Annotated in this window: 20 protein-coding genes; 10 read left to right on the top strand and 10 right to left on the bottom strand. The window is 62.8% G+C overall.

The genetic code is table 11. The features are described from left to right. Window positions 1–45: 45 nt before the first annotated feature. Window positions 46–594, top strand: a complete 549-nt coding sequence (locus tag AC1DS3_RS17785; protein WP_441640138.1) for a hypothetical protein — start codon at window positions 46–48, stop codon at window positions 592–594. Between the two features lie 85 nt (window positions 595–679). Here AC1DS3_RS17785 and AC1DS3_RS17780 read toward each other — a convergent pair whose 3' ends face one another. Further along, window positions 680–1,282 (bottom strand): cysteine hydrolase family protein, encoded by a 603-nt coding sequence (locus AC1DS3_RS17780; protein WP_441640137.1) that lies wholly within the window; start codon window positions 1,280–1,282, stop codon window positions 680–682. A gap of 153 nt (window positions 1,283–1,435) precedes the next feature. After that, window positions 1,436–3,682, bottom strand: a complete 2,247-nt coding sequence (katG, locus tag AC1DS3_RS17775) for a catalase/peroxidase HPI (protein ID WP_477127623.1) — start codon at window positions 3,680–3,682, stop codon at window positions 1,436–1,438. Between the two features lie 290 nt (window positions 3,683–3,972). Between katG and AC1DS3_RS17770 the strand changes: the two genes are divergently transcribed. Beyond that, window positions 3,973–4,437, top strand: coding sequence for an aminoacyl-tRNA deacylase (locus tag AC1DS3_RS17770; protein WP_441640135.1), 465 nt, complete (start codon window positions 3,973–3,975; stop codon window positions 4,435–4,437). Between the two features lie 32 nt (window positions 4,438–4,469). Here the strand turns inward: AC1DS3_RS17770 and AC1DS3_RS17765 are convergent, their stop codons facing one another. The 4 genes from AC1DS3_RS17765 to AC1DS3_RS17750 form a co-directional block, all read right to left on the bottom strand. Further along, entirely contained in the window at window positions 4,470–6,680 is a 2,211-nt protein-coding gene (locus AC1DS3_RS17765) for a penicillin-binding protein 1A (RefSeq protein WP_441640134.1), read from the bottom strand. Between the two features lie 227 nt (window positions 6,681–6,907). Continuing rightward, window positions 6,908–7,255: a cupredoxin domain-containing protein gene (locus tag AC1DS3_RS17760; RefSeq protein WP_441640133.1), complete on the bottom strand. Its 348-nt coding sequence runs from the start codon at window positions 7,253–7,255 to the stop codon at window positions 6,908–6,910. A 36-nt stretch (window positions 7,256–7,291) separates the two neighbouring features. Continuing rightward, window positions 7,292–8,236, bottom strand: coding sequence for a metallophosphoesterase family protein (locus AC1DS3_RS17755; RefSeq protein WP_477127625.1), 945 nt, complete (start codon window positions 8,234–8,236; stop codon window positions 7,292–7,294). A gap of 350 nt (window positions 8,237–8,586) precedes the next feature. Further along, window positions 8,587–8,931, bottom strand: a complete 345-nt coding sequence (locus AC1DS3_RS17750; protein ID WP_477127622.1) for a DUF4148 domain-containing protein — start codon at window positions 8,929–8,931, stop codon at window positions 8,587–8,589. Window positions 8,932–9,308: 377 nt separating this feature from the next. Between AC1DS3_RS17750 and AC1DS3_RS17745 the strand changes: the two genes are divergently transcribed. From AC1DS3_RS17745 to AC1DS3_RS17730, 4 genes are all read left to right on the top strand, one after another. Then, complete coding sequence (locus tag AC1DS3_RS17745; protein ID WP_441640131.1) at window positions 9,309–9,527, top strand: hypothetical protein; 219 nt, start codon at window positions 9,309–9,311, stop codon at window positions 9,525–9,527. A gap of 286 nt (window positions 9,528–9,813) precedes the next feature. Next, a complete protein-coding gene (locus AC1DS3_RS17740; protein ID WP_477127621.1) occupies window positions 9,814–11,511 on the top strand; it encodes an adenylate/guanylate cyclase domain-containing protein in 1,698 nt (565 codons plus the stop codon). A 155-nt stretch (window positions 11,512–11,666) separates the two neighbouring features. Beyond that, entirely contained in the window at window positions 11,667–12,689 is a 1,023-nt protein-coding gene (locus AC1DS3_RS17735; protein ID WP_477127620.1) for a class I fructose-bisphosphate aldolase, read from the top strand. Between the two features lie 295 nt (window positions 12,690–12,984). Next, the gene (locus tag AC1DS3_RS17730; RefSeq protein WP_441640128.1) at window positions 12,985–13,413 is read left to right on the top strand and encodes a CHRD domain-containing protein; all 429 of its coding nucleotides are present in this window, start codon (window positions 12,985–12,987) and stop codon (window positions 13,411–13,413) included. Between the two features lie 14 nt (window positions 13,414–13,427). Here the strand turns inward: AC1DS3_RS17730 and AC1DS3_RS17725 are convergent, their stop codons facing one another. Further along, complete coding sequence (locus tag AC1DS3_RS17725; RefSeq protein WP_441640127.1) at window positions 13,428–14,120, bottom strand: cytochrome b/b6 domain-containing protein; 693 nt, start codon at window positions 14,118–14,120, stop codon at window positions 13,428–13,430. A gap of 86 nt (window positions 14,121–14,206) precedes the next feature. After that, entirely contained in the window at window positions 14,207–15,028 is an 822-nt protein-coding gene (locus tag AC1DS3_RS17720; RefSeq protein WP_441640126.1) for an aminotransferase class IV family protein, read from the bottom strand. A gap of 152 nt (window positions 15,029–15,180) precedes the next feature. On the opposite strand from AC1DS3_RS17720, the gene gcvA reads away from it, so the two are divergent. Next, entirely contained in the window at window positions 15,181–16,161 is a 981-nt protein-coding gene (gene gcvA, locus AC1DS3_RS17715; protein ID WP_441640125.1) for a transcriptional regulator GcvA, read from the top strand. Between the two features lie 42 nt (window positions 16,162–16,203). Here the strand turns inward: gcvA and AC1DS3_RS17710 are convergent, their stop codons facing one another. Both AC1DS3_RS17710 and AC1DS3_RS17705 read right to left on the bottom strand, forming a co-directional pair. Then, window positions 16,204–16,587, bottom strand: coding sequence for a hypothetical protein (locus tag AC1DS3_RS17710; protein WP_441640151.1), 384 nt, complete (start codon window positions 16,585–16,587; stop codon window positions 16,204–16,206). Between the two features lie 191 nt (window positions 16,588–16,778). Further along, entirely contained in the window at window positions 16,779–17,909 is a 1,131-nt protein-coding gene (locus AC1DS3_RS17705; RefSeq protein ID WP_477127619.1) for an MFS transporter, read from the bottom strand. A 309-nt stretch (window positions 17,910–18,218) separates the two neighbouring features. On the opposite strand from AC1DS3_RS17705, the gene AC1DS3_RS17700 reads away from it, so the two are divergent. The 3 genes from AC1DS3_RS17700 to AC1DS3_RS17690 form a co-directional block, all read left to right on the top strand. Next, entirely contained in the window at window positions 18,219–19,202 is a 984-nt protein-coding gene (locus AC1DS3_RS17700; RefSeq protein WP_441640124.1) for a LysR family transcriptional regulator, read from the top strand. 442 nt (window positions 19,203–19,644) lie between these two features. Next, window positions 19,645–20,880, top strand: a complete 1,236-nt coding sequence (locus AC1DS3_RS17695) for an ABC transporter substrate-binding protein (protein WP_477127624.1) — start codon at window positions 19,645–19,647, stop codon at window positions 20,878–20,880. Continuing rightward, on the top strand, window positions 20,877–21,908 hold a 1,032-nt coding region (locus AC1DS3_RS17690; RefSeq protein WP_477127618.1), incomplete at its 3' end, for a cache domain-containing protein. The genes AC1DS3_RS17695 and AC1DS3_RS17690, both read left to right, overlap by 4 nt.

Here is a 21,908-nt window from a genome sequence, read left to right as displayed (position 1 = left end):
GCTGACCATAGGATGCAAATCTCGCGTGCGGCGGGAGAAATATAAATGACCCTGATTGACGATTTTCTACCTCATTATGATTTCCGCGAGCGCCACGCTGCGCTCGTACACGCTCCAGCGAACATTATTCTGGATTGCGTTATGCGCCAACGAGCGCAAGACGATCCGCTGGTACGACTGGCCATTGGCCTGCGCGAACTGCCGTCGCGATTGATGAACCGGTCGAGCAGACGCCCGCTTGATCTCGACGATTTCACATTTCTTGGTCGCGAAGGGGATGCCGGGCTGGCGTTCGGACTGACCGGCGCTTTCTGGCGGGCAGATTATGGTTTGCTGGACATTGGGTCCCCCGAAGCCTTCAAGGCGACCGTCAGAATGGACGTCTGCCAGCTCGTCATGAGCTTCAACGTAGATGCCAATGCGTCCGGCGCATCGGTGCTGAGCACGGAGACCCGGGTGTTTTGTCCAACCGCGGCAGTTCGTCGCCGATTTGCTCCCTACTGGTACATCATCCGTCCTGTCAGCGGGCTAATCCGGCGGCGCATGCTTGCCCGGGTTCGGCGACAGGCCGAAAGTCTTGCCAAAGAACGATGAGAGCCGTCTGCGAGCCAATGCCTGCCTGGCTTCTGATATCGGAAACGCGGTCTTCAAGTCGTAGCGACAGAAATCCCAGCAAAGGCTAGGCAAGCAACCGCAAGGCATCAGCGAGCGAGAGCACCGTTGTGCGCGAATCGAACGCCGTTGAAAAAAGATGATCGTGCACGACCTGATCTGGGTCGTAGCAGCAATCCTTGACCGTGAACAAACGGAAGTCCGCATCGCTCGCGTACGCCACCGATGACAGCACCACACCGGTCGACGCAATGCCCACCATGAGCAGGGTATCGATGCCCTGCGCGGAAAGCCGCACCTGCAGGTCGGTGCCAAAGAACACGCTAGCGCGATGCGCGATGATGAGCGGTTCAGTGGCCTGTTGGCCGAGTTCCGGCGAGATCTGGTCGTCGACGAAAAGACCAAGTTGCTTGATTCCCTGCCCGTTCCTGTTCAACGGGCTGACTTCCGGATAGCCTGGACGAAAGTGAATCTTGGCGAAATAGACGCTGACGCCCTTGGCCCGCGCGGCATCGCACAGCTTGCGCGTATTGGAGAGCAAAGTGGGCGCGACCGATGGAAATAACGCCAGGATGTCGGTCTGATAATGCATGACCACCAGAGCGGTTTGCGCTGCAACAATTGGCTGAATCCGCATGGTCACACTGTGCGCATCAGCGGCGCTTTCCATGCCCTGTCGATGGTCTGATGAATCGACGGATCCACGTTCAATGGGTGGCGACATAAGGCTACGCGGTAGAGGATGATGTGATCGACTCTACCACGATCAATCGGCCCGGACGGGCGCCGGAACGTGGTCCGGCGCCCTGATTTGCCCCTTACTTCACGCTCGGTTACGCAGATCGAAGCGATCGAGGTTCATCACCTTGACCCAGGCCGCGACGAAGTCCTTGGCGAACTTATCCGCGCCGTCCTCGCTTGCGTACACCTCGCACAGGGCCCGGAGCTGAGAATGCGAGCCGAACACCAGATCCACCCGCGATCCGGTCCACTTGACCTGCCCCGTCTTGCGGTCACGTCCCTCGAACACATCCTGGGAGAGCGCCTTCCATTCCACGCCCATGTCGAGCAGGTTACGGAAGAAGTCGTTGGTTAGCGTTTCCGGGCGGTCGGTGAAGACGCCGTGCGCATCGTTCCCCGTGTGGACATTCAGCACGCGCAGGCCGCCGATCAGCACCGTCATTTCGGGCGGGGTCAGAGTCAGCAGCTGCGCCTTGTCAAGCATCATTGCTTCCGCCGGAACACGCGCTCTCGGGTTGAGGTAATTGCGGAAGGCATCGGCCGTCGGCTCGAGGGCGCCAACCGATTTCACGTCGGTCTTTTCCTGCGAAGCATCCATGCGGCCCGGCGAGAATGGTACGGTCAGCTTCCGCCCGGCCTTCTCCGCCGCCTTCTCGATGCCGGCGCTGCCCGCCAGCACGATCAGATCGGCCATCGAGATCTTCTTGCCACCCGACTGGGCACCGYTGAACTCGCTCTGGATACCTTCCAGGGTCTTCAGCAGCTTGGCCAGCTGATCCGGCTCATTGGCCGCCCAGTCCTTCTGCGGAGCCAGGCGAATGCGCGCGCCGTTGGCGCCGCCGCGCTTGTCCGAACCGCGGAACGTCGATGCCGATGCCCAGGCAGTCTTCACCAGTTCCGAGACCGACAGCCCCGATGCCAGGATCTTCTGCTTGAGCGCCGCCACGTCCTGGTCATTGACCAGCGGATGGTCTARCGCCGGAATGGGATCCTGCCAGAGCAATTCTTCCGCCGGGACTTCCGGACCGAGGTAGCGGGCGCGCGGTCCCATGTCCCGGTGGGTCRGTTTGAACCAGGCACGGGCGAATGCGTCAGCGAATTCCTCGGGGTTCGCCATAAAGCGCCGCGAGATTTTCGCGTAGATGGGGTCGAAGCGCAGCGACAGGTCCGTGGTCAGCATTGTCGGCTTGAGCTTCTTCGACGGATCGTAAGCGTGCGGAACCGTTTCGCCGGCATCCTTGGCCACCCACTGGTTGGCCCCTGCAGGGCTTTTGGTCAGCTCGTATTCATAGCCGAACAGGTTTTCGAAGAAGCCACTGTCCCACTTCGTCGGCGCGGTCGTCCAGGTGACTTCCAGACCGCTGGTAATCGAATCCGCGCCTTTCCCTGTGCCAAAGCTGCTCTTCCATCCCAGGCCCTGGTTTTCGAGGCCGGCGGCTTCGGGCGCGGGGCCCACGTGATCAGCGGGACCGGCACCGTGTGTCTTGCCGAAGGTGTGGCCGCCGGCAATCAGCGCCACGGTCTCCTCATCGTCCATGGCCATGCGGCCGAACGTATCCCGGATGTCGTACGCCGCGGCGAGCGGGTCCGGATTGCCATCGGGGCCTTCCGGATTCACGTAGATCAGGCCCATCTGCACGGCACCCAGGGGATTCTCGAGGTTGCGCCCGGGGTCGGTACGGCTGACTTCACCGCCGTGCAATGCCTCGTCGGCCACGATCCCTCCTTCGTTGCCGCCCTTGCCGTAACGGACGTCGCCGCCCAGCCAGGTCTTTTCATTCCCCCAATAGACGTCCTGGTCCGGTTCCCAGGTGTCTTCACGGCCCCCACCAAAACCGAATGTCTTGAATCCCATGGTTTCGAGGGCAACGTTACCCGCGAGGATCATCAGGTCGCCCCAGGAAATCTTCTGGCCATACTTCTGCTTGATGGGCCAGAGCAGCCGGCGAGCCTTGTCCAGGCTGACATTGTCCGGCCAGCTGTTGAGCGGTGCGAAACGCTGCTGGCCCCGCCCGCCACCGCCACGGCCGTCACCGATGCGGTACGTGCCGGCGCTGTGCCAGGCCATACGGATAAACAAACCACCGTAATGGCCGAAGTCCGCCGGCCACCAGTCCTGCGAGTCGGTCATCAGCGCCGCGAGGTCCTTCTTGACTGCAGCGAGGTCGAGGCTCTTGAACGCCTCGGCATAGTTAAAGCTCTTGTCCAGTGGGTTGGACTTGTCGGAGTGCTGGCTGAGCAACTCTAGCCGCAACTGCTTCGGCCACCAGTCCCGATTGGTGGTGCCGTCACCGGCGGCGTGGTTGAAGGGGCACTTTTCGTTAGACATGCTCTCTCCTTCGGAGGCGTACCAAACGTGAGTTCTAGTGAGTTCTAGTATTTCCGCGTCAATGCTTCCACTCGGGACCTGCATTGGCAGGCCTGCCGCACACAAAATATAGTTGAAAGCGTTCGGCAACAGAATATGAGTTTGCAATCGCCTCAATAGCACGTCGCTATCGGCCGCCCGCGACGGTGCCGGGGTTAGCCCCACCGATTGTCACCAATTGTCACCCGGTGCTTGACCTATAGTTCCGATACGTAAGCAACTGCAGCGATCAGCGCTCGGAGGTTGCAATCATGGCCATGGCTACCACGCTGGCAAGATGCCTGAGCAAGAGGCAGAGCCGGTTCGAAACCGTTCGTCGCCCAAGCGGCCCGGCAACTGCGCAGACTGCGTATGTCCCCGGAGACCGGCTCGCCCGAACTATCCTGCTGGAGGACGACCGAGGCTACCTCGCCGCGGTAATCCCTTCCACCCACCAGCTGAAGCTGTTAGATATCTGCGAACAAACCGGCCGCAAGCTGTCGCTGGCGCATGGGGATGGCGTGCGGGAGGTGTTCAGGGACTGCAGCATCGGCGCGCTCCCGCCGGTCGGTATGGCGTACGGCACGCTGACCTGGCTCGACGACAGCCTGCTGACGCATCCCGACGTCTACTTCGAGGCGGGCGACCATGAGGAACTGGTGCACATGAGCACCGAGCAGTTTGCCGCCCTCATGACCGAAGCTCGGCGCGGGCATTTCGCGCACCGGATGATGTAGGGCGTCCGCCGACRTGCGAGCCAGCGGCGACATCAGAACCTCCAGAAGAGGAAGTGTCGATGCCGTCGCTCATGGACCGGGCGAGGGGGCCGGGTTTCGGGGCCGAGCCGCGCATCCGGATCGATCACCCGCGCGCGCAGCGCCATGTCGTAGAACGCGCCCACCATGGGCAGGGCGCTGTGCGCGCCCTCGCCCCAATAGTTGCCGAGCGTCACACGTCCATCGTCGAAACCCACCCACGCGCCCGCGACCAGTTGCGGATGCATCAGGATGAACCAGCTATCCGTGTTGTCCTGCGTCGTGCCCGTCTTGCCGGCCACGTCGGCGCGAATCCCGAAGCGCGTCCGGATGGCCGCGCCGGTGCCCCGGCTAACGACGTCGCGCATCACGTCGACGAGCGTTTGCGCCGCGCCGGCGGGCAGCGCCTGTTCCGGCAATGCGCTCGCGAATTCGGCCAGCACCTTGCCGTCGTGATCCTCGATGCGCGTGACCATGCGCGGTTCGATATAGGCGCCGCGATTCGCGATCGTGCTGTACGCCGAGACCATTTCCTTGAGCGTGACCGGGCTTGTGCCGAGCGCGAGCGACGGCACCGCTTCGAGCGGACTCGCGCGCACCCCCATGGCCTGCGCGAGCCGTGCGACTTTCTCGGGGCCTTCCTTTTGCATGAGCTGGGCGGTGACGCGGTTGCGCGAATACACTAGCGCGTCGCGCAGCGTCATCGGCCGGCCGGTGGGCGGTTCCGCGTCGGTAGGCCGCCAGATCGCATGCCCGGTCAGCGCGATGGCGACGTTCTGGTCTACGATCGTATCGCTCGGCCGTGCACCGTGCGCGAAGGCCGCGCCGTAGACGAACGGCTTGAACGTCGAACCCGGCTGGCGCCGGGCCTGCTGCACGTGATCGAACGGTTCGTCACGGAAGTCGCGGCTGCCGACCCATGCCTTGACATCTCCGTTGCGCGGGTCGATTGCGACAAAACCCGCCTGGATCTGCGTCTTGCTCCGGCAGAGCGCGCGGACGAACGCGGGGTTCGTGGCGAGCTTCCTGAGCGCGGCCTCATCCGATTGACCCGCATCGCGTGCGGCGCGGTAGTCGGGCGACTGCCGGATGAACGTCCGGAACAGGTCGTTGCCCGGCCAGCAGCCCGTGCGTTCGTTCCATGCGCCGTTCGCTATCCATTGCAACTGGTTCGTCTGCCAGTCCATCGCCTGCGTCGCCATGGCCTGCAGACGCGAATCGATGGTCGTGCGCACGACCAGCCCGTCGGCATAGATGTTGTAGCCGTTGCGATCGGCCCATGCGATCAGCCACTTGCGCAATTGCGCCGAAAAATGCGGCGCGGCGCCCGGCTGCGCGGTCTGCAACTCGAAATCGACGTTGAGCGGTTGCCGCTTCAATGCGGTGTAGGCATCGGGCTTGAGCTTGCCGTATTTGTTCATCTGCCCGAGCACCGTGTTTCGCCGCTGCAACGCGCGCTCGGGGTTGAGCACAGGGTTGTAGGTGCTGTTGGCCTTGAGCATGCCGACGAGCGTGGCGCTTTCAAGAATGTCGAGCTGATTGGCCGATTTGCCGAAGTAGGTGCGTGCGGCCATTTCCACGCCGTAAGCGTTGTACAGGAACGGCACCGTGTTCAGGTACGTCTCCAGGATCTGATCCTTGCTGTACACGGCTTCGATCTTGAATGCCGTGATCGCTTCCCTGAGCTTGCGCGTGAGGGTCGGCGCGCGGCCGATTTCGTCGGGATACAGGTTGCGCGCGAGCTGCTGCGTGATCGTCGAGCCACCTTGCCGGTCGCCGGAGAACGTATGCAGCGCGGCCGACGCGGTACGCTTCCAGTCGATGCCATGATGCTCGTAAAAGCGGCGGTCTTCGGTCGCGATCAATGCATCCACCATGTGCGGCGAGACCTGCCTGAGCGACACCCACTCGCGATTGACCGGTTTGAACGCATCGAGCAGCTTGCCGTCGGCCGACACGATCAACGCTGGCCGGTCAACGCGGGCTTTGCGGATGTCGCCGATGCCCGGCGTAAACGGCACGAGCGCAAGCACGTACAGCAGGAAGAGCGCCGGCACTGCGGCGAGCGTCAGCGCGACGCCGCGTCGTGTCGGGTGGCGCAGGCGGCGCAGCGCGCTACTGAGAGCGAGTCTGGTGATCGTGCTGCCGGCAGCGGCCAGCGGTTGGACGCGGGCGAGCCACCGTGTGCAATGCGCACAAAACAACGATGCAAATCGGCGATTCACGGTGGCGGGGCGCTGGCGGAAAGAGCGCGATCGTACCAAAGCGCAAGGGCGCTTCTGTGATCAATGCGGGGCCGCGGCGCGTGGCATTAACAGATGCTTACATTTGTTTCGTGTGGACAACGTTCGCGATGGCCGCTGAAGCGACGATCGCCCACCGCGAACTGGATGGCCGCCCCCGCCCGCCGGCTGCTCGGCGAGCGGGGGCTGGCCGGCGGGTTCGCCGGCCCCTACTGGACGGTGATTGTCGCCATCATATTCGGGTGTATGCCGCAGAAGATCTTGTAGACCCCCGGTTTGTCGAACTTGAACTTGTAGGTGTCGTTCTGATCGAGCGCGCTGGAGCGGAACAGGCCGGCGTCGTTGACAACCGTGTGCGGTTCGCCGTCGAGATTCTTCCAGGTCACGGTCGAGCCAGCTTTGATTGTGAGCGACATCGGCGAGAACATGAAATTCTTCACAACGGCGACATGGTTCTCCTGCGCTTGCGCGACGGAGAATTCGCAAGTCAATGCCGCCATGAGAATCCCGACCCCAAGGGGGACGACGAAGGCGCGGCGAAGCATAGTGGTTAGCATGATCTGGGTCCTGGTTGGTGAGCGGTACCTGGCAATTCAGGCGAGCGTGGTGTCGGCAAGCGTCGCTGCGAGCGGGTGGCGCATGATCTTGATGCTGGTCACGCCAAGCATCCTGGGCAGCTGATCGCCCGGTACCGTCAGCGGCATGGGTCCGGGTCCATTGCCGGCGGTCGGTTGCGGATAGGCCGTCGAGCGCGCCGTATGGAAGGTGATATTGCCTTCCACCTTCGACACGATCTGGTGGATATGGCCGTTCAAGACCGTGACCGAACCGAAGCGCGTCARATAGCTCATGGCCTCGCCGGCGTCGCCGGTGCCCCAACCCCATGGTTGGTAGATCGTCCACATTGGCATGTGTGCAAAGACGACGATCGGCGTGCTGGATGAGCGGCCCCTCAGATCGGCTTTCAGCCAGGCGAGCTGGTCGTCGCCCAGGCTGCCCAAACCGTTTGGCTTGAAATGCATCACGTTGACCAGGCCGATAAAGTGGACGCCACTGTGGTCGAAGCTGTAGTAGCCCTTGTTGCCGGAGGCTTGACCGAAGCGGTTGAAGTATTCCGTCCCAGGCCCATCGGTCACGTCATGCTCGCCGGGCACGGTATGCAACTCGGTGATATTCAGCCCCGACATCAATTGGGCCGCGTGGTCGAACTCTTCCGCCTTGGAAAGATGCGTAATGTCGCCCGTGTGAATCGTCAGCGCCGGCTTGACCGGCATGGCATTGACGAAGTCAATGGTCTGCTTGAGCGTACCCGCGACGTCGGGATTGGCTTCCTTGTTGAAGCCAATATGCGTGTCGCTGATCTGCAGGAAAAGAGGGATGCCCGCGGCCGATGACGGGCCTTTCCCGGAGGCGGCAAGGCCCAGTTCCACCGGCGCGAGAACGCCGCCTGCCAKGACAAACACGGTGCCCGCGCCACTGAAAGCGAGGCACTTCAGCGCGCCGCGGCGCGACGGATTGGATGGAAGATCTGACGACATATTGCCCTCACAATGAAAGTTCGAGAGGTGGATCACCGGACCATCCGACGGACCTCCCGATTGGGTTCGTCAGGTAAACCGCCGGGCCATCTGTTTTATTCCGCATGGCAAGCGCCGATCATGTGACCGGTGTGCCGCCTGCATTCGTCGTCTTCTCGGGCAGGGCACTAGTTGACCAAGAGGTAGTAGAAGAGAAGGCCGATGGCAATGATGCCAACGGCGTTCCAGAACTTGAACTGGTCGCGATTCATGATCCCATCCGATCTGGATTGGTACGCCACAAAAAGTCGTTCAGTTGCCCTGCCAGCCGTATCCTCTTTCGAGAAACCGTGTGCGCCCTGCGCCCGGAATCACGGCGCGGCCTTTGTCTGTGCGGTCTGGTTGTCACTGGTCTGTGYTGCCTGGTTTCCACCCATCAACGCATTCCTTTCCGCCTGATGTTTGGCTTCCAGCTTTTGTTCCGCCGCTTGGATGTCGGCGGGATAGTCGCCATTGTCGCCTAGGGAAGGGTTGTAGCCGACCGACTCCAATTCCTCGAGTTCATGTCGCACTTGCGCACGAGTGACTGGATGCGTGGCGGGCGCCGGTGGCGTTTGCGCATAGACACCAACGGACGTTGCCATCAACGCAGCGCTCACGATGAGCGAGGCGCGCGTGGGCAGCACGAAAAGCCGATTTAGCGAATTCGATTTCATGTCAGTACTCCTTGGTAGTCCGAGCGAGCGATACCCGCGGTCGACTCGACTGCGCAGCTGGACGCTCTGCGTGGGTAAACCGCGGCACCGGTCTGCTTATTCCCCCGATTTCCCTCGCAGAAAGAACGCATCCACGGCATCAGCGATAGAGGGACAAAGGAACATGAACCGGGGCACAGGAATTTCCCTTGGCCGCTGACCGCATCAACCGCTTGTGCGGGAATAAAGCGGGTGGCTGCGCGGTTCTACAAATGCACGGCGAACCAGTTCTCGGGATTGATCGATACCCCCGGAAACCGGAAGCGAGTTACGTGCCCAGGCGTAGCCTTCACGGAGATGCGCTTTGGAAGCTATCCCTACTGTATTTGGAGCTCGTCATGAAAATCCTGATTGCGGCCGCTGTCGCGGCATTGGCTTCGTTCGCAGCGCTGGCCCAGTCGTCCAGCGTCCCCTCAACCTCTGACAGCAACACCCATATCGTCGGGCCGCGCGATCCCTACACGGATGGCGCGAAAGCGGGCAAGTTCGACGTTTATTCCGACGGGGCAAAAATCACGGATCGGCGCGATCCGTTCACCGACGGCGCGCACAGCTAAGACGCTGCCAGATCCACCGGCGGCTTGAATAGAGGTTCTTCAGGCAGTCGTGTGGGTACTGCACGCGGGTGCAAGTGGCGGGGGGAGCAAAGCGCTGAGAAAAACGCTGTTTTGCTCCCCTCTCCCATGAAATGGGAGAGGGGAGCTACGGCAGCGCTGGAAATAGCCCAGCGATGAATCGACTCACACGAAAGCTGGATGAGCCTAAACGGAAATCGCCAAGGCGCCTCAGGCGCCTGGTCGCAAGTGCTGGCGCATCGCGATGCGTGGGGGGGTAGAGTAGAGCATGTCACACGTTCCCTATCTCCAAAGGTGGCGGCCGGCGGGTGTGCGATCGGTCCGGCTGTCCACCGGACTGGTGCTGTTTACCTATGTGGGTACGCACCTGCTGAACCACTCGCTGGGGAATATCTCGCTCGCCTGGCTGGAGCGTGGTCTGCTCGTGCAGAAGTTCATCTGGCAGGGATGGCTTGGAACGGCCCTGCTGTACAGCGCGCTGTTGACGCATTTCTTCCTGGGTCTGTGGGCGCTGTACGAACGGCGCTCGTTGCATTGGACCCCGGGTGAGGTAGCGCAACTCGTCCTCGGCTTGTGCATACCGCCGCTGCTGGCCAACCATGTTGTGAATACGCGGGTCGCCTTTGCCGAGTTCGGCCTGAACAAGGGCTATGCGCAGTTGCTGTACTCGTTCTGGATCGATTCACCGTTCTTCGGCCGCGTGCAACTGATGCTATTGGTGGTCGCCTGGCTGCATGGGTGTTACGGCATCTGGTTCTGGTTGCGCTTGAAACCATGGTTCKGGGCGTGGCGGAGTGTGCTGCTGAGCGCCGCCGTGCTGCTCCCGGTGCTCGCGCTGCTCGGCTTCTTGCAGGGCGGACGGGAAGTGATCGCGCTTGCGCAGGATCCCGTCTGGCGCGCCGCGGCGACCCGGACGACGATCGTCGGCACGGGGTTGCAAATCCTCTGGCTCGCCGGACTGCGCAACGACTTTTTGCTCTTCGATGGTGGTGCGCTGCTGCTGGTGCTCGCAGCGCGCCTGGTGCGCGCGGCGCGGGAGCGCCGGGCCGGGCGGCTCTGCGTTCTGTATCCGGACGGGCGAAAGGTATTCGCGCCGCTCGGATTCTCGGTGCTGGAGGCTAGCCGCATGGGCGGCGTGCCCCATGCCAGCACCTGCGGCGGCCGCGCCCGATGCACGTTGTGCCGGGTGCGTGTGCTCAGTGCCGTGCCGCTGCCCGCGCCGGGGGAGGCCGAGCGGCGCGTTCTGGAGMGGCTGGGCGCGGATTCGCAGACAGTGCGCCTGGCCTGCCAGTTGCGGCCGACCCATGATCTCTGCGTGTGGCCACTGGTGCCGCCGGCCGCATCGGCGGCCTTCCTGCAGCGGCGTCAGCGGGACGTCATGCCGCAAGAGCGATTTGCGGCGTTCATGTTCGTGGATATGCGGGACTCCACAAAGCTTGCGGCGGCACAATTGCCGTTCGACAGCCTGTTCATGGTCAGCCGCTTCCTCAGTGCGGTCTGCGCCGCGGTGGTTCAGGCGGGCGGTCTGCCCAACMAGTTCCTGGGAGACGCGGTGCTCGCGATCTTTGGCTTGCGCTGCGAGCCGGCCGAGGCCTGTCGCCAGGCGCTCAGCGCAGTGCCGCTGGTTGCCGCCAATATTGACGAACTCAACGCTGCGCTCAAGCAGCAGTTGCAAACGCCGATCCGCTTTGGCATCGGATTGCATTGCGGCCGGGCCGTCATGGGCGAGATTGGTTTCCGCGACCATGTTACGTTCACGGCAATTGGCGACCCGTTGAATGTGGCCTCGAGACTCGAGCAGTTGACCAAAGAGATGGCTTGCGAGGCGATCGTCTCGGAGCAGGTCTTCCAGCAAGCCGGCGTTTCGGCCGTGGGCCTGCCGCAGCTTGCCGCACACGTGCGAGGCCGCGATGACCCGGTGCCCGTCTGTGTGCTGTCCAAGGCGGCGCAGATGCCTCGGGCCTGACTACGCCCCGCGCGCCACGCTCGGGCAGGCCAAGGGCAAGCTGCGCGAAGTGTTCGGTCGGCCACCATCAGCACCGGCCACGCCCCCCGGCCCGCTTGCGCGATTGCGCTGATGCGTCAATGCTTGTTCCCATGTCACCTTCACGGAGCCGCATCATGGACACACGAAGCGAACTGCAAGCCACCGTGGATGCCCTGGTTCAAGCGGGCAAGGGCCTGCTGGCCGCCGACGAGAGCGGGCCGACKATCGCCAAGCGGTTCGAGCGCATCGGTGTGRCATCGAGCGAGGAAAGCCGCCGGGCGTGGCGCAAACTGCTCCTGTCGACACCGGGTCTGGGTGAATGCATCAGCGGCGTGATCCTGTACGAGGAAACGCTGGGCCAGCGCGCCGACGATGGCACGCCGCTGCCAGAACTGGCTGCGCGCCAAGGCATCGTGCCCGGCATCAAGGTGGACAAGGGCAAGCTCGCGCTCGCCCACGCTCCCGGCGACGAGATCACCGAGGGCCTCGACGGGCTGGCCAAGCGGCTTGCCGCCTATCGCCAGCAAGGCGCGCGCTTTGCCAAGTGGCGCGCGGTGTACAACGTGTCCGACAGACTGCCTGGCCGGCTCGCCATCCAGGCCAATGCGCAAGCGCTGGCACGCTATGCCGCGATCTGCCAGGAGACGGGCGTGGTGCCCATCGTCGAGCCCGAGGTGCTGATGGATGGCGCGCACGCCATGGCGCGTTGCGCCGAGGTCACCGAGGCCGTGCTGCACGAAGTCTTTCACGCCTTGCACCGGCATGCGGTAGTGCTCGAACACATGCTGCTGAAGCCCAGCATGGTGCTCCCCGGCAAGGAGGCCGGGCACGCGGCGCCGGCCGAGGTTGCCATCGAGACCGTGCAGGTGCTCAAGCGCACGGTGCCCGCGGCGGTGCCTGGCATCTTCTTCCTGTCCGGCGGCCAAACGCCCACTGAGGCCACCGCCAATCTCGATGCCATGAACCGGCTCGCCCCGTTGCCCTGGCGGCTGTCCTTCTCCTACGGGCGCGCCTTGCAGGAGCCGCCCCTGCTGGCCTGGCGCGGCGAGGCCGCTAACGTGGCGCAAGCACAACGGGCGCTGCTGCAGCGCTCACGGCTGAATGGCATGGCCTGCCTGGGGCAATATGAAGCGGCGCTGGAGACCGCTGCGGGCTGAGCAACCGGCAGGCGCGGGCGGGAGCGCGCCAGCAGGAAGTCGAGTAGCGCGGGGACGCGCGGCGCCATGTCGGCCTGGCTGCTAACCACGGTTCTGGATTTGACAGACAGCCGGGTCTATCCTTTTCTCGGACTCGTGCCAGCGACCGGTTGGCTGACAGCTTTACCCGGCGCCGGAAGTGCCGGCATCGGGTACTCCCGCCGCCACGCAACGGCTGCAGGCGGCCGCTGTTCAACCGGTGCCATACCGGACAGGAGACAATCAAATGCGTGTTTCAATATCGCGGCGAAACCTCATGTGGCTCTCCGGCCTCGCCTTGGCGGGGTCGATGACCTGGGTGCATGCGGCGCCACTCTCGTTTACCGTGCCGCTCAGCGGCGCGCAGGAGGTACCTCCTGTCCAGACCAAGGGCAGTGGTTCCGTCGACCTCACCTACGACCCCGGCACGCGGGTTGTCACCTGGGCAGTCACGCTCAACGGTCTGCCCAGCGAGGCCACCATGGCGCATTTCCACGGGCCTGCCACAAACGGCAAGAACGCGAACGCGAAAATCTGGATCTCCGTTAAGGGCGCTCCGGTCGCCAGTCCCCTCAAGGGCCAGGCCACGCTGTCCCCGGCCGATGCGCAAGAATTCCTTGCCGGCGAAATGTACATCAACGTGCACACAAAGGATCATCCGGACGGCGAGATACGCGGCCAGGTGCTGCCACCGAAGAGCTACTGAAGCCACGCCGCAGCTCAGAGATACACCGAGAGAAGCGCCGCCGCGGCGGCGCCGGCTCCCAGCAGAAGCAGCGCCAGCATCGCGCTCGCCAGGCGCGGTGTGGCGATGCGCGCCGGCAGGCGTTTGCGGCCGGTCAGCATGGGAAGCAGCAGGTTGTGGCCCTTGGCCACCGCGTACAGCGCGATGGCCAGCACGTGCAACACCACCGCGGCCAGCAGCGCGTCCCACAGGATCGTGTGCAGCGCCGTGATCGCATTGGCGACCGATGCGGGGACCCATTCGGTGAGCGGCCCTTTGTCCGCGATGTCGTTGTTGATGTAGAGCCCGCTGAGCGTCTCGCCCAGCATCAACGCAAGCAGCAGCAACACCATCCACCCGCCGGCCGGGTTGTGGCCGACTTGCACGTCGGCCTCGCGGCGCAACCCATGCCGCAGATGGCGCAGCGCGGCGCCGGGTGAGGCCACAAAGCTGCGGAACCGTGCGGTTTCGCTGCCAAAGCAGCCCCAAAGCAGGCGGAACAGCACCAGCGCGAGCAGGGTTTCGCCAATCCGGACATGCCAGTCCATCCAGTTCAGCCGCCAGGTCGCATAAGCCCCCGCTACCAGCACCACCGCTAGCCAGTGGAACAGCCGCGTCGGCAAGTCCCAGACCAGCACGGGGCGACGATCAGCTTGCCCCGGAGATTGGACCTGGCCGTCAGGTTTCATCGATGCGCCCTCCCGCATAGCCGCTGGCCCGAAGTCATGGGCTATTCAACCGCAATCCGCGACAATGGGCAATCGTTGGCATGGGCTCACGGCGAGACGGGTTCTTCCACTAGATACGCCCGGTGAAGCAGCGCCAGCAAGCCCGGCGCCTCAGGCATGGGCGCGGAACCGATCCGGCTCACCGCCACCCCCGGCGTCCAGGAGTTCATCACCGCCGCCCCGGCCAGGCCAGGCAGATCGGCAAGCGTCACCGGCTGGACGCGCTGACGCACACCGAGGCGATCCAGCTGCCGGCGCACCATGCCCATGGTCGTGCCTGCCAGCATCTCGGCCTCGGGCCACACAACCGTCTCCGCTTCTCCGTCCCAAAAGACCAGGTTCCAGATGGTCCCCTCGCTGAGCCGCCCCCGAGCGTCAACGAAAGCGGCATCGTCAAAGCCTTTGCCCACGGACTGGCGCAGGAAATACGTCTTGGCCACTTCGCCAACGTGCTTCAGGGCTGGGAGCACCCGCTCGTGGGGGACGGCGGCTAACGCCAACGGCCCCTGTGGGCCGGACGCGGGCGGCCCCGTACGCACCAGCACTTCAGGCTCGGCATCCGCGCCGGCCACGGTGAACTCACCCGCCGGCGAGTACACGGTGGCTACCAGCGAGACGTCCGCTGGCGTGCATGCCAGCGCCGCGCGCAGATAGGACCGCACCTGATCGTCGGGCAATGCGCGGCCGAACAACGCCATCGAGGCCGCCCTGAGCCGCTCGAGATGGAGATCCAGCCCACGGACCCGGCCGCCGCGCACCTGCATCGCGGTGAAATGCGCATAACCCGCAAAGGCGAGGGGGGCCAACGCGGCGAGGGTCGCCGGCAGGCCATTGCGTTGAACGATAAAAGAAGACTGGCTAGCTGACATGGGTCGCTGAGACTCCGGTAGTTGTGTGCAATGGGCTTGGCGAACATCGCGTCCCACCTGCATGCGCAGGGTTGGCCGCAACTATCTGCTATTGACCGCGCTTTGAGAAACGAGTATTTCTTGCCGGATCATTAAGAACGGCTTGAAGATCGATGAAGCGAATGCTGCCGGGCACACGAGCACTGAGGACCTTCGAGGCGGCCGGGCGGCACTTGAACTTCACCCGCGCGGCGCAGGAGGTGGGCTTGACGCCGGCTGCCGTCAGCTACCAGATCAAGGAGATCGAGGACCAGTTGGGCATCACGCTGTTCGCGCGCACCAGCCGCAGCATCCAGCTCACGCCAGCCGGCGCCGTCTTGTTCGAGGCGGCTGCCGACGCGCTCGACACCTTGCAGCGGGCCACCAGCCGGGCGCGGAGAATGGCGCGGGGACCGGCGCATCTGCGCATCTCGCTAGGTGCGATGTTCGCCACCAGCTGGCTGCTGCCCCGGCTTGCGCGGTTCAGGGCCGCCAACCCGACGCTCGAACTCACATTCGATATTTCCGATCAGGTACGGGACTTCGACGCGGACGACGTGGATATCGCGATCCGCTTTGGCGCCGGGCACTACGAAGACACGCGCTCGGACCGGCTGTTCGACACGGTTGTCGCCCCGATCTGCAGCCCGAAACTGCGCGAAGCCGGTGCCCGGCTGCAAACGCCGCGGGACTTGCTTGGCCACACGCTGTGCTATGTCGACTGCCCGGTGGACGGCATGGCCTGGCCCGACTGGCGCATGTGGATGGCCGCGGCCGGCGTCGACGATTTCGACGACAGCCGATGCGTTGCCTTTGCCGATTCGAGCCATGTCGTGCAGGCCGTGATCGACGGCGCTGCCATTGGCCTCGTGGAACTGCCCATGATTGCCAATGACCTGGCCCAAGGCCGCCTGGTGCGGCTATTCGAGATCGGCGTGAGCGTCGCGCCGGCGTACGCCTATCATCTCGTCTATCCGGCGCGCAGCAGCCAGGACCCTCGCATCCTTGCGTTCAGCCAATGGATGCGCAACGAGACGGCTGGCACGGCTCAAGCCGCTCAAGCCGCTCAAGCCGCTCAAGCCGCTCACGCTGTTCAGGGCGGCCATCCGTTGTGAAGGTGCCATTTGACCGTGGCTTCAGGCACGAACAGGCTCTGACTACGGCGGCGCGCCGGCAGGCAATACGCTCCACCCCGAAGCACCACTCGACGTCGTCCTGCGTTGACTCCTGAGGACACCGTTCACGTCGAACTCGAAAAGGACCGTCGACGATCGGATCTCGCCGCCGGAAAACAGCGGACCAATGAATGGAATAAAGCTCTCGGGGTGAGGCTTGGAGGTCGCAAAGGAATAGATCAGTATCGTGGACCCGTCTCTCAACGTCGTCTTGGATGTGGGAGCCCCGAGCTGCGCGGTAACGTCGTCAAGGGTAGAGAAATCGGGAATGAAGTTCGACAATTGCTCCGGTTTCACGTAGACGCCCGTCGATACACAGGCAACCAACATGATGCAAGTCGCAATCAGTGCATAAACACGCTGCATGCCGACACCGCCGTGCTGTTGGGCCGTGACTGAGAACGTGCCGATGGCCATGCTGCCAGCCTGGCCGGGCGATGCGTCCGGCACGTCATTGACAAAGGACAGAACTTTGCCGTGCGCTTCGCTGAGGCACCCGGCGGGCTTACCCGCCCGCTACGGGTTTGCACAGCGACAACGCTGATACCGTGCATCGATCAAGTGGTCTGCGCCGCCTCCGCGCGTGATGTCAGATAAATCAGGAAGGCCGCGATCAGCAACAGGGCTACGCTCGCTTCGAAGGTGCTTTGGTAGCCGCTGCTGTCGAACAGCAAGCCCCCCACGGTCGAGCCTATGGCAATGGCAAGCTGGACAACGGCCACCATCAGCCCGCCGCCGGCCTCGGCGTTCTGCGGAAATGTCCTGGCCACCCAGCCCCACCATCCTACGGGCGCTGCGGTGGCAACCAGCCCCCAAAAACCCAGGAGTGCAACGACGGCAGCCGTCCAGCCTCCAAAGGCGATCAATGCCACGGCAATGGCAGCCATCAAGATCGGAATGGCAATCAGCGTCTGGTAGAAGCGCCGCTTGAGTACCGTGCCGATGAGCGCGGTACCGATGAAGCCTGCCACACCTATCTGCAGCAGAATGAGCGAGAGCGCGGATACGCCAACCTGCGTCACCGTTTCCAGGAACGGCCGCACGTAGGTGAACAACGTGAACTGCCCCATGAAGAAGAGCCCAGCACCGAGCATCCCCAAGGTCACTACCGGATTCCGAAATAGCGTGAAGACGTTGCCGCAGCCCGCGCTGCGCTGCTCGACGCGCATGGAAGGCAGGCTGATCCATTGCCACGCCAGCGCGATCAATGCCACCGGCACCAGGCAAAAGAAGGCGCCACGCCATCCAATGACCGAACCCAGGTAGCTACCAAGCGGCGCGGCCACCACCGTGGCCAGTGCGTTGCCGCCATTGAAGATGGCCAAGGCGCGCGGCACTTGACTGGCTGGAACGAGCCGCATGGCTGTCGCCGCCGACATGGACCAGAATCCGCCCACGACCACGCCAATGAGCGCACGGCCTGCCATGTAGGTGAAATAGTTCGGAGCCAGCGCGACGACCGCGCCTGACAGGGCCATGACGCCCGTCAGCCCCAGCAGCAATGTCTTGCGATTCATGCTGCCGGCAAGCGCGGAAATGAACAGGCTCGTCACCACAGCGAATGCGCCGGAGATCGCAATGCCTTGCCCCGTCATCCCCTCGGTGRCATGGAGATCCGCAGCCATGGGCGTCAGCAGGCTGACGGGCATGAATTCCGAGGCGATTAGCGCAAAGACGCACAGCGTCATCGCAAAGACGCCGCTCCAAGATGCCGGTTGCTCCCCAGCCTCTCGCCGGGCGGCGGTGTCGCCCGCAGGGGCAGTACAAACGTCCATTGTCATGAAAGGCGCTGTGTCATCCAGATATACGGTTAAAGAACGCTGCACTTTCGCGACGAGATCAGATTCACGCGGTCGGGAACAGTCAGTTTGGCCAGCGTCCACATTCCCCAGCGGCAGCGCCCCGTATCTTTGCGAACCCAAGCCACCTTGACTAGCTAATGAATACTTAAATGGGATATAAGCTAGGCTACTGAATATGCCTTGGGAGACTGCGCCGTGGGCAGACGCAACCTCAACGATCTCTTGGCTTTCGTCACCGTGGCGCGCGAAGGCAGYTTCACCCGTGCCGCCGCTGTGCTGGGCGTGACGCAATCGGCCCTGAGCCAGACCATTCGCGGATTGGAGGAGCGATTGCAGATCCGGCTGCTCACGCGCACCACGCGCAGCGTTTCGCCAACCGTAGCGGGCGAACGGCTGATGCAGGCCATCGGCCATCGCTTCGACGAGATCGAGGCGGAGCTCGATGCCTTGACCGAATTGCGCGAGAAGCCCGCCGGCACCGTGCGCATTACCTGCGGTGACAACGTGCTGCACAGCATTTTGCTGCCCAAGCTCACGCCGCTGCTGCGCGAGTATCCGGACATCAAGCTGGAGTTCGACGTGAATTACGGCTTCCGTGACATCGTGGCTGACCGGTTCGATGCCGGCGTACGCCTGGGCAGCACCATCGATAAAGACATGATTGCCGTGCCCATCGGCCCGCCGTTGCGTCTGGCGGTGGTGGCCTCGCCGGCATATTTTGCTGCTCACCCCATCCCCAGGACGCCAAATGAGCTGACGGCGCACTGCTGCATCAATCAGCGTATGGCCACGTCAGGCGGGTTGTACGTTTGGGATTTCGAGCGCCGAGGCCGCCGGGTGAACGTGCGCGTCGATGGTCAGTTGATCTTCAACACCGCACAGCCCCAGTTGGACGCGGCGCTGGCCGGGCTGGGCATCACCCTGCTGCCCGAAGATGAGCTGATGCCGCATATCGAAGCCGGCCGGCTAGTGCGCGTGCTGGAGGACTGGTGCCCGAAATTCGAGGGCTACCACCTGTACTACCCCAGCAGGCGCCAGCCCTCGCCGGCGTTTTCGCTGGTGGTGCAAACGCTGCGCATCGTTGGCCCTGGTGCGACAAATGCGACAAATGCGACAAGTGGGGCGGGCGTGGCAAGTAGGGCAGGTGGGGCGGGTGGGGCAGGTGGGACCAAGCATTGATCAATCAGCAATCCACCGGTTGAATCCCCGGTCAGGCGCGCTCATTCGGCTATCATGCTGGCTCCGGTCGTACCGGTATACGCGCCGTGGCGGGGAAATTCGGGTTTGCCCCGGTACAGTATTCGCGCTCGTTGTCGATATGCAATGTGGGCACCATCCCGTTTAATTCGCCTAACCCGACGTCATGGCTAAACATACGCATCGCAGCCGTCGTAAGCGTTTCCTGATGCGGGTTGGCCGTGCATCCATGCTGTGTTTGCAAGCCCCGTCTGGTCGGGAATCCGTTGCTGATTGCAAGCGCCAGCGGTTCGCTTCCCGGCACGTCGAAAGTGCCTGCTGAAGCACGGCCAATCCATCCGGAAGCCGCACAGTGAACCACCAAGCGCGACGCATTGCGTTTTCCTCGCGGCTAGCTGGCCTGCTCGGCCTCATTGTCTTGCTCTTGTGCGGTTGCCAACAGCGAGACAACGTTGCGTCGGGCGCAGCCGAGCCAGCCAGGACTTCCATTACCGCGCTGATATGGGCGCCAGACTGGCCGGAGGAGATGCTCCAGATTGCCGCGGAATTCAGCAAGCTCAATCCAGACGTCCGCGTGAATGTGCAGTTCATGATTGGCAACTCGGTCGAGGAGAACATCAAGCCCCGGATTGCCTCTGGCAACTTGCCGGATCTGGTGAGTGTCAACCCGAACGCCTACGCCGCTGAGCTGGCCGATCAGGGCATCCTGACAGACGTGAGCGCGACATCGGCATGGCACAACATGCTCAGCGCACTCAAAGGGGACTGGACCAGTCGCCAATCCAGGCGTTTTGGCATATCCGGCGGCGTGGCGACAACGCTGATCTACTACAACAAGGCACTGTTCGCAAAGGCTGGGATCAAGGAACTGCCAACCAACTTCCACGAGTTCCTGATGGTTGGCAAGCAGCTCAAGCTTGCCGGCTTGACACCCATCATGTGGAGCGGCGGCTTCCCGAACATGCTCGGCAACGGCCCCTTCAGCTTCGGCTTTGCCAACAATGTGGTGGCGCGCGAGCCAGCCTGGAAGCAGAAAATCGGTGATGGCACGCTGGATCTGAACACGCCGCAGGTAGCTGATATTTTTGCCAGGATGGCGCTGATGCCGCAACTTGGTTACGTACAAGACGCCTTCATGGCGACGGATTACGATGAAGGCATACGGCTGTTCAAGGAAGGCAAGGCCGCGATGACCTTTCACGGCAGTTGGGCGGCCGGCCTTCTGCTGCACGGCAATCCCTTCGAGGTTGGCGTGTTTATTCCGCCCTGGAACGCGCCCGGCGAGCGGGTGGTGCCTGTGATCGGCAGCGAAACCGGGTTTGCGGTGTGCGAGACGCCCAACAAGGCCGCGGCCACGCGTTTTCTCGAATTCATTGCCGGGAAKGGGTTCTCTATTCTCCAAAGAAAACGCCAGAACATCCCCCCATTCAAACAAGGCGCGGGGACGCTGGTGAGCGATCAGAGAATGGTCGACTACACAAACATGGTCAGCCGCTATCCGGTGACCGCCAGCCCCTACTATTCGGTTCTACCCTCCAACTCGATCGAGCAGCTTCATCGATTGATGCAGGACGTGCTGGTCAGGAAGATCACACCCGCACAGGCAGCCAAACTCCTCGACGCGTCTGTCAAGAATGAAGCAAAGATGCACTACAAATGAGCACAATCCCAGGTTCGCTGCGAAGCGCTTTCGCCTATCTCTCGCTGGACCTGCTGCGCCGTGTCGAAATTCGCTACCGGTTGATGACTGCGTTCATCCTGCTGTCGCTGATACCGATACTGATTTCAGGCTACATCTCGTATGTGGAGTCCACCGCCGCCATCAAGGAGAAGGCGGAGATATTCTCGAAAGAGATGGTCAAGCAGGTATCCAAGAACATCGCGTTGCGCATGGAGCAGGTCGAGACGGAAAGCAGCCTTCTCGTCCTTTCTGATCGCGTGCAAAATGCGCTGACCAACGCGGTAAATGGCAGTGCAAAAGAGCAGAACGAGGCGCGCCAGGATATGACCCGGCTGCTGCTGCAGCATTACGGCTCGGTTGATTTCATCAACCAGAAGTATCTGCTCGACAAGAACAACCGGATCATGGATACCCAGGCGTTCGCGCAACTAACGCGCGGTGTCATGCGTCTGGTCAAGCAGGCCCCTGACCGCAATGGCCGGCCCTACTGGGGCAGTTACGACAACGGCGTCGGACAACAAAACCTTGGGATGGTGCGTGCCATCATCGGCAAGAGCAACAATCGGCGAATCGGCAATCTGGTCCTGGTCATTCGCCCCGAGCATTTCTCGACCATCTTCAATGACGTCGCCTTGGGGAGCGGAACAGAGATCTACGTTCTCGACGCCAGCAACAACAAACTGGTTGTCCGCACCGACGGCATATCCACGAACACCGACGGGACGGCCGAGCCTGACCTGATCAAACGCATCGCGAACAACGCGCTAAATGGGGAGCCGAGTGGCTTCGTCGACTTCGAGGGCAAGCGCGAGGAGCGCTACCTTGCCGCGTACACAGGAATTCCCGGCACGACATGGCTCGTGGTCAGCACAGTCCCTGAAAAGAAGCTGACGGCAGAGGCACAGTCCGTGCGCAATCAGATCGTACTGGTTGGCATTTCGGGTTTCCTGCTTTCGATCTTCCTGGCCTACTTCATTTCCCACAGCATTTCCGCACCACTCAGAGAG

Source organism: Cupriavidus sp. 01L46, assembly GCF_056399905.1.
Note: the sequence above shows the minus strand (reverse complement) of the source record. Positions and strands in the feature narration are given on the sequence as shown.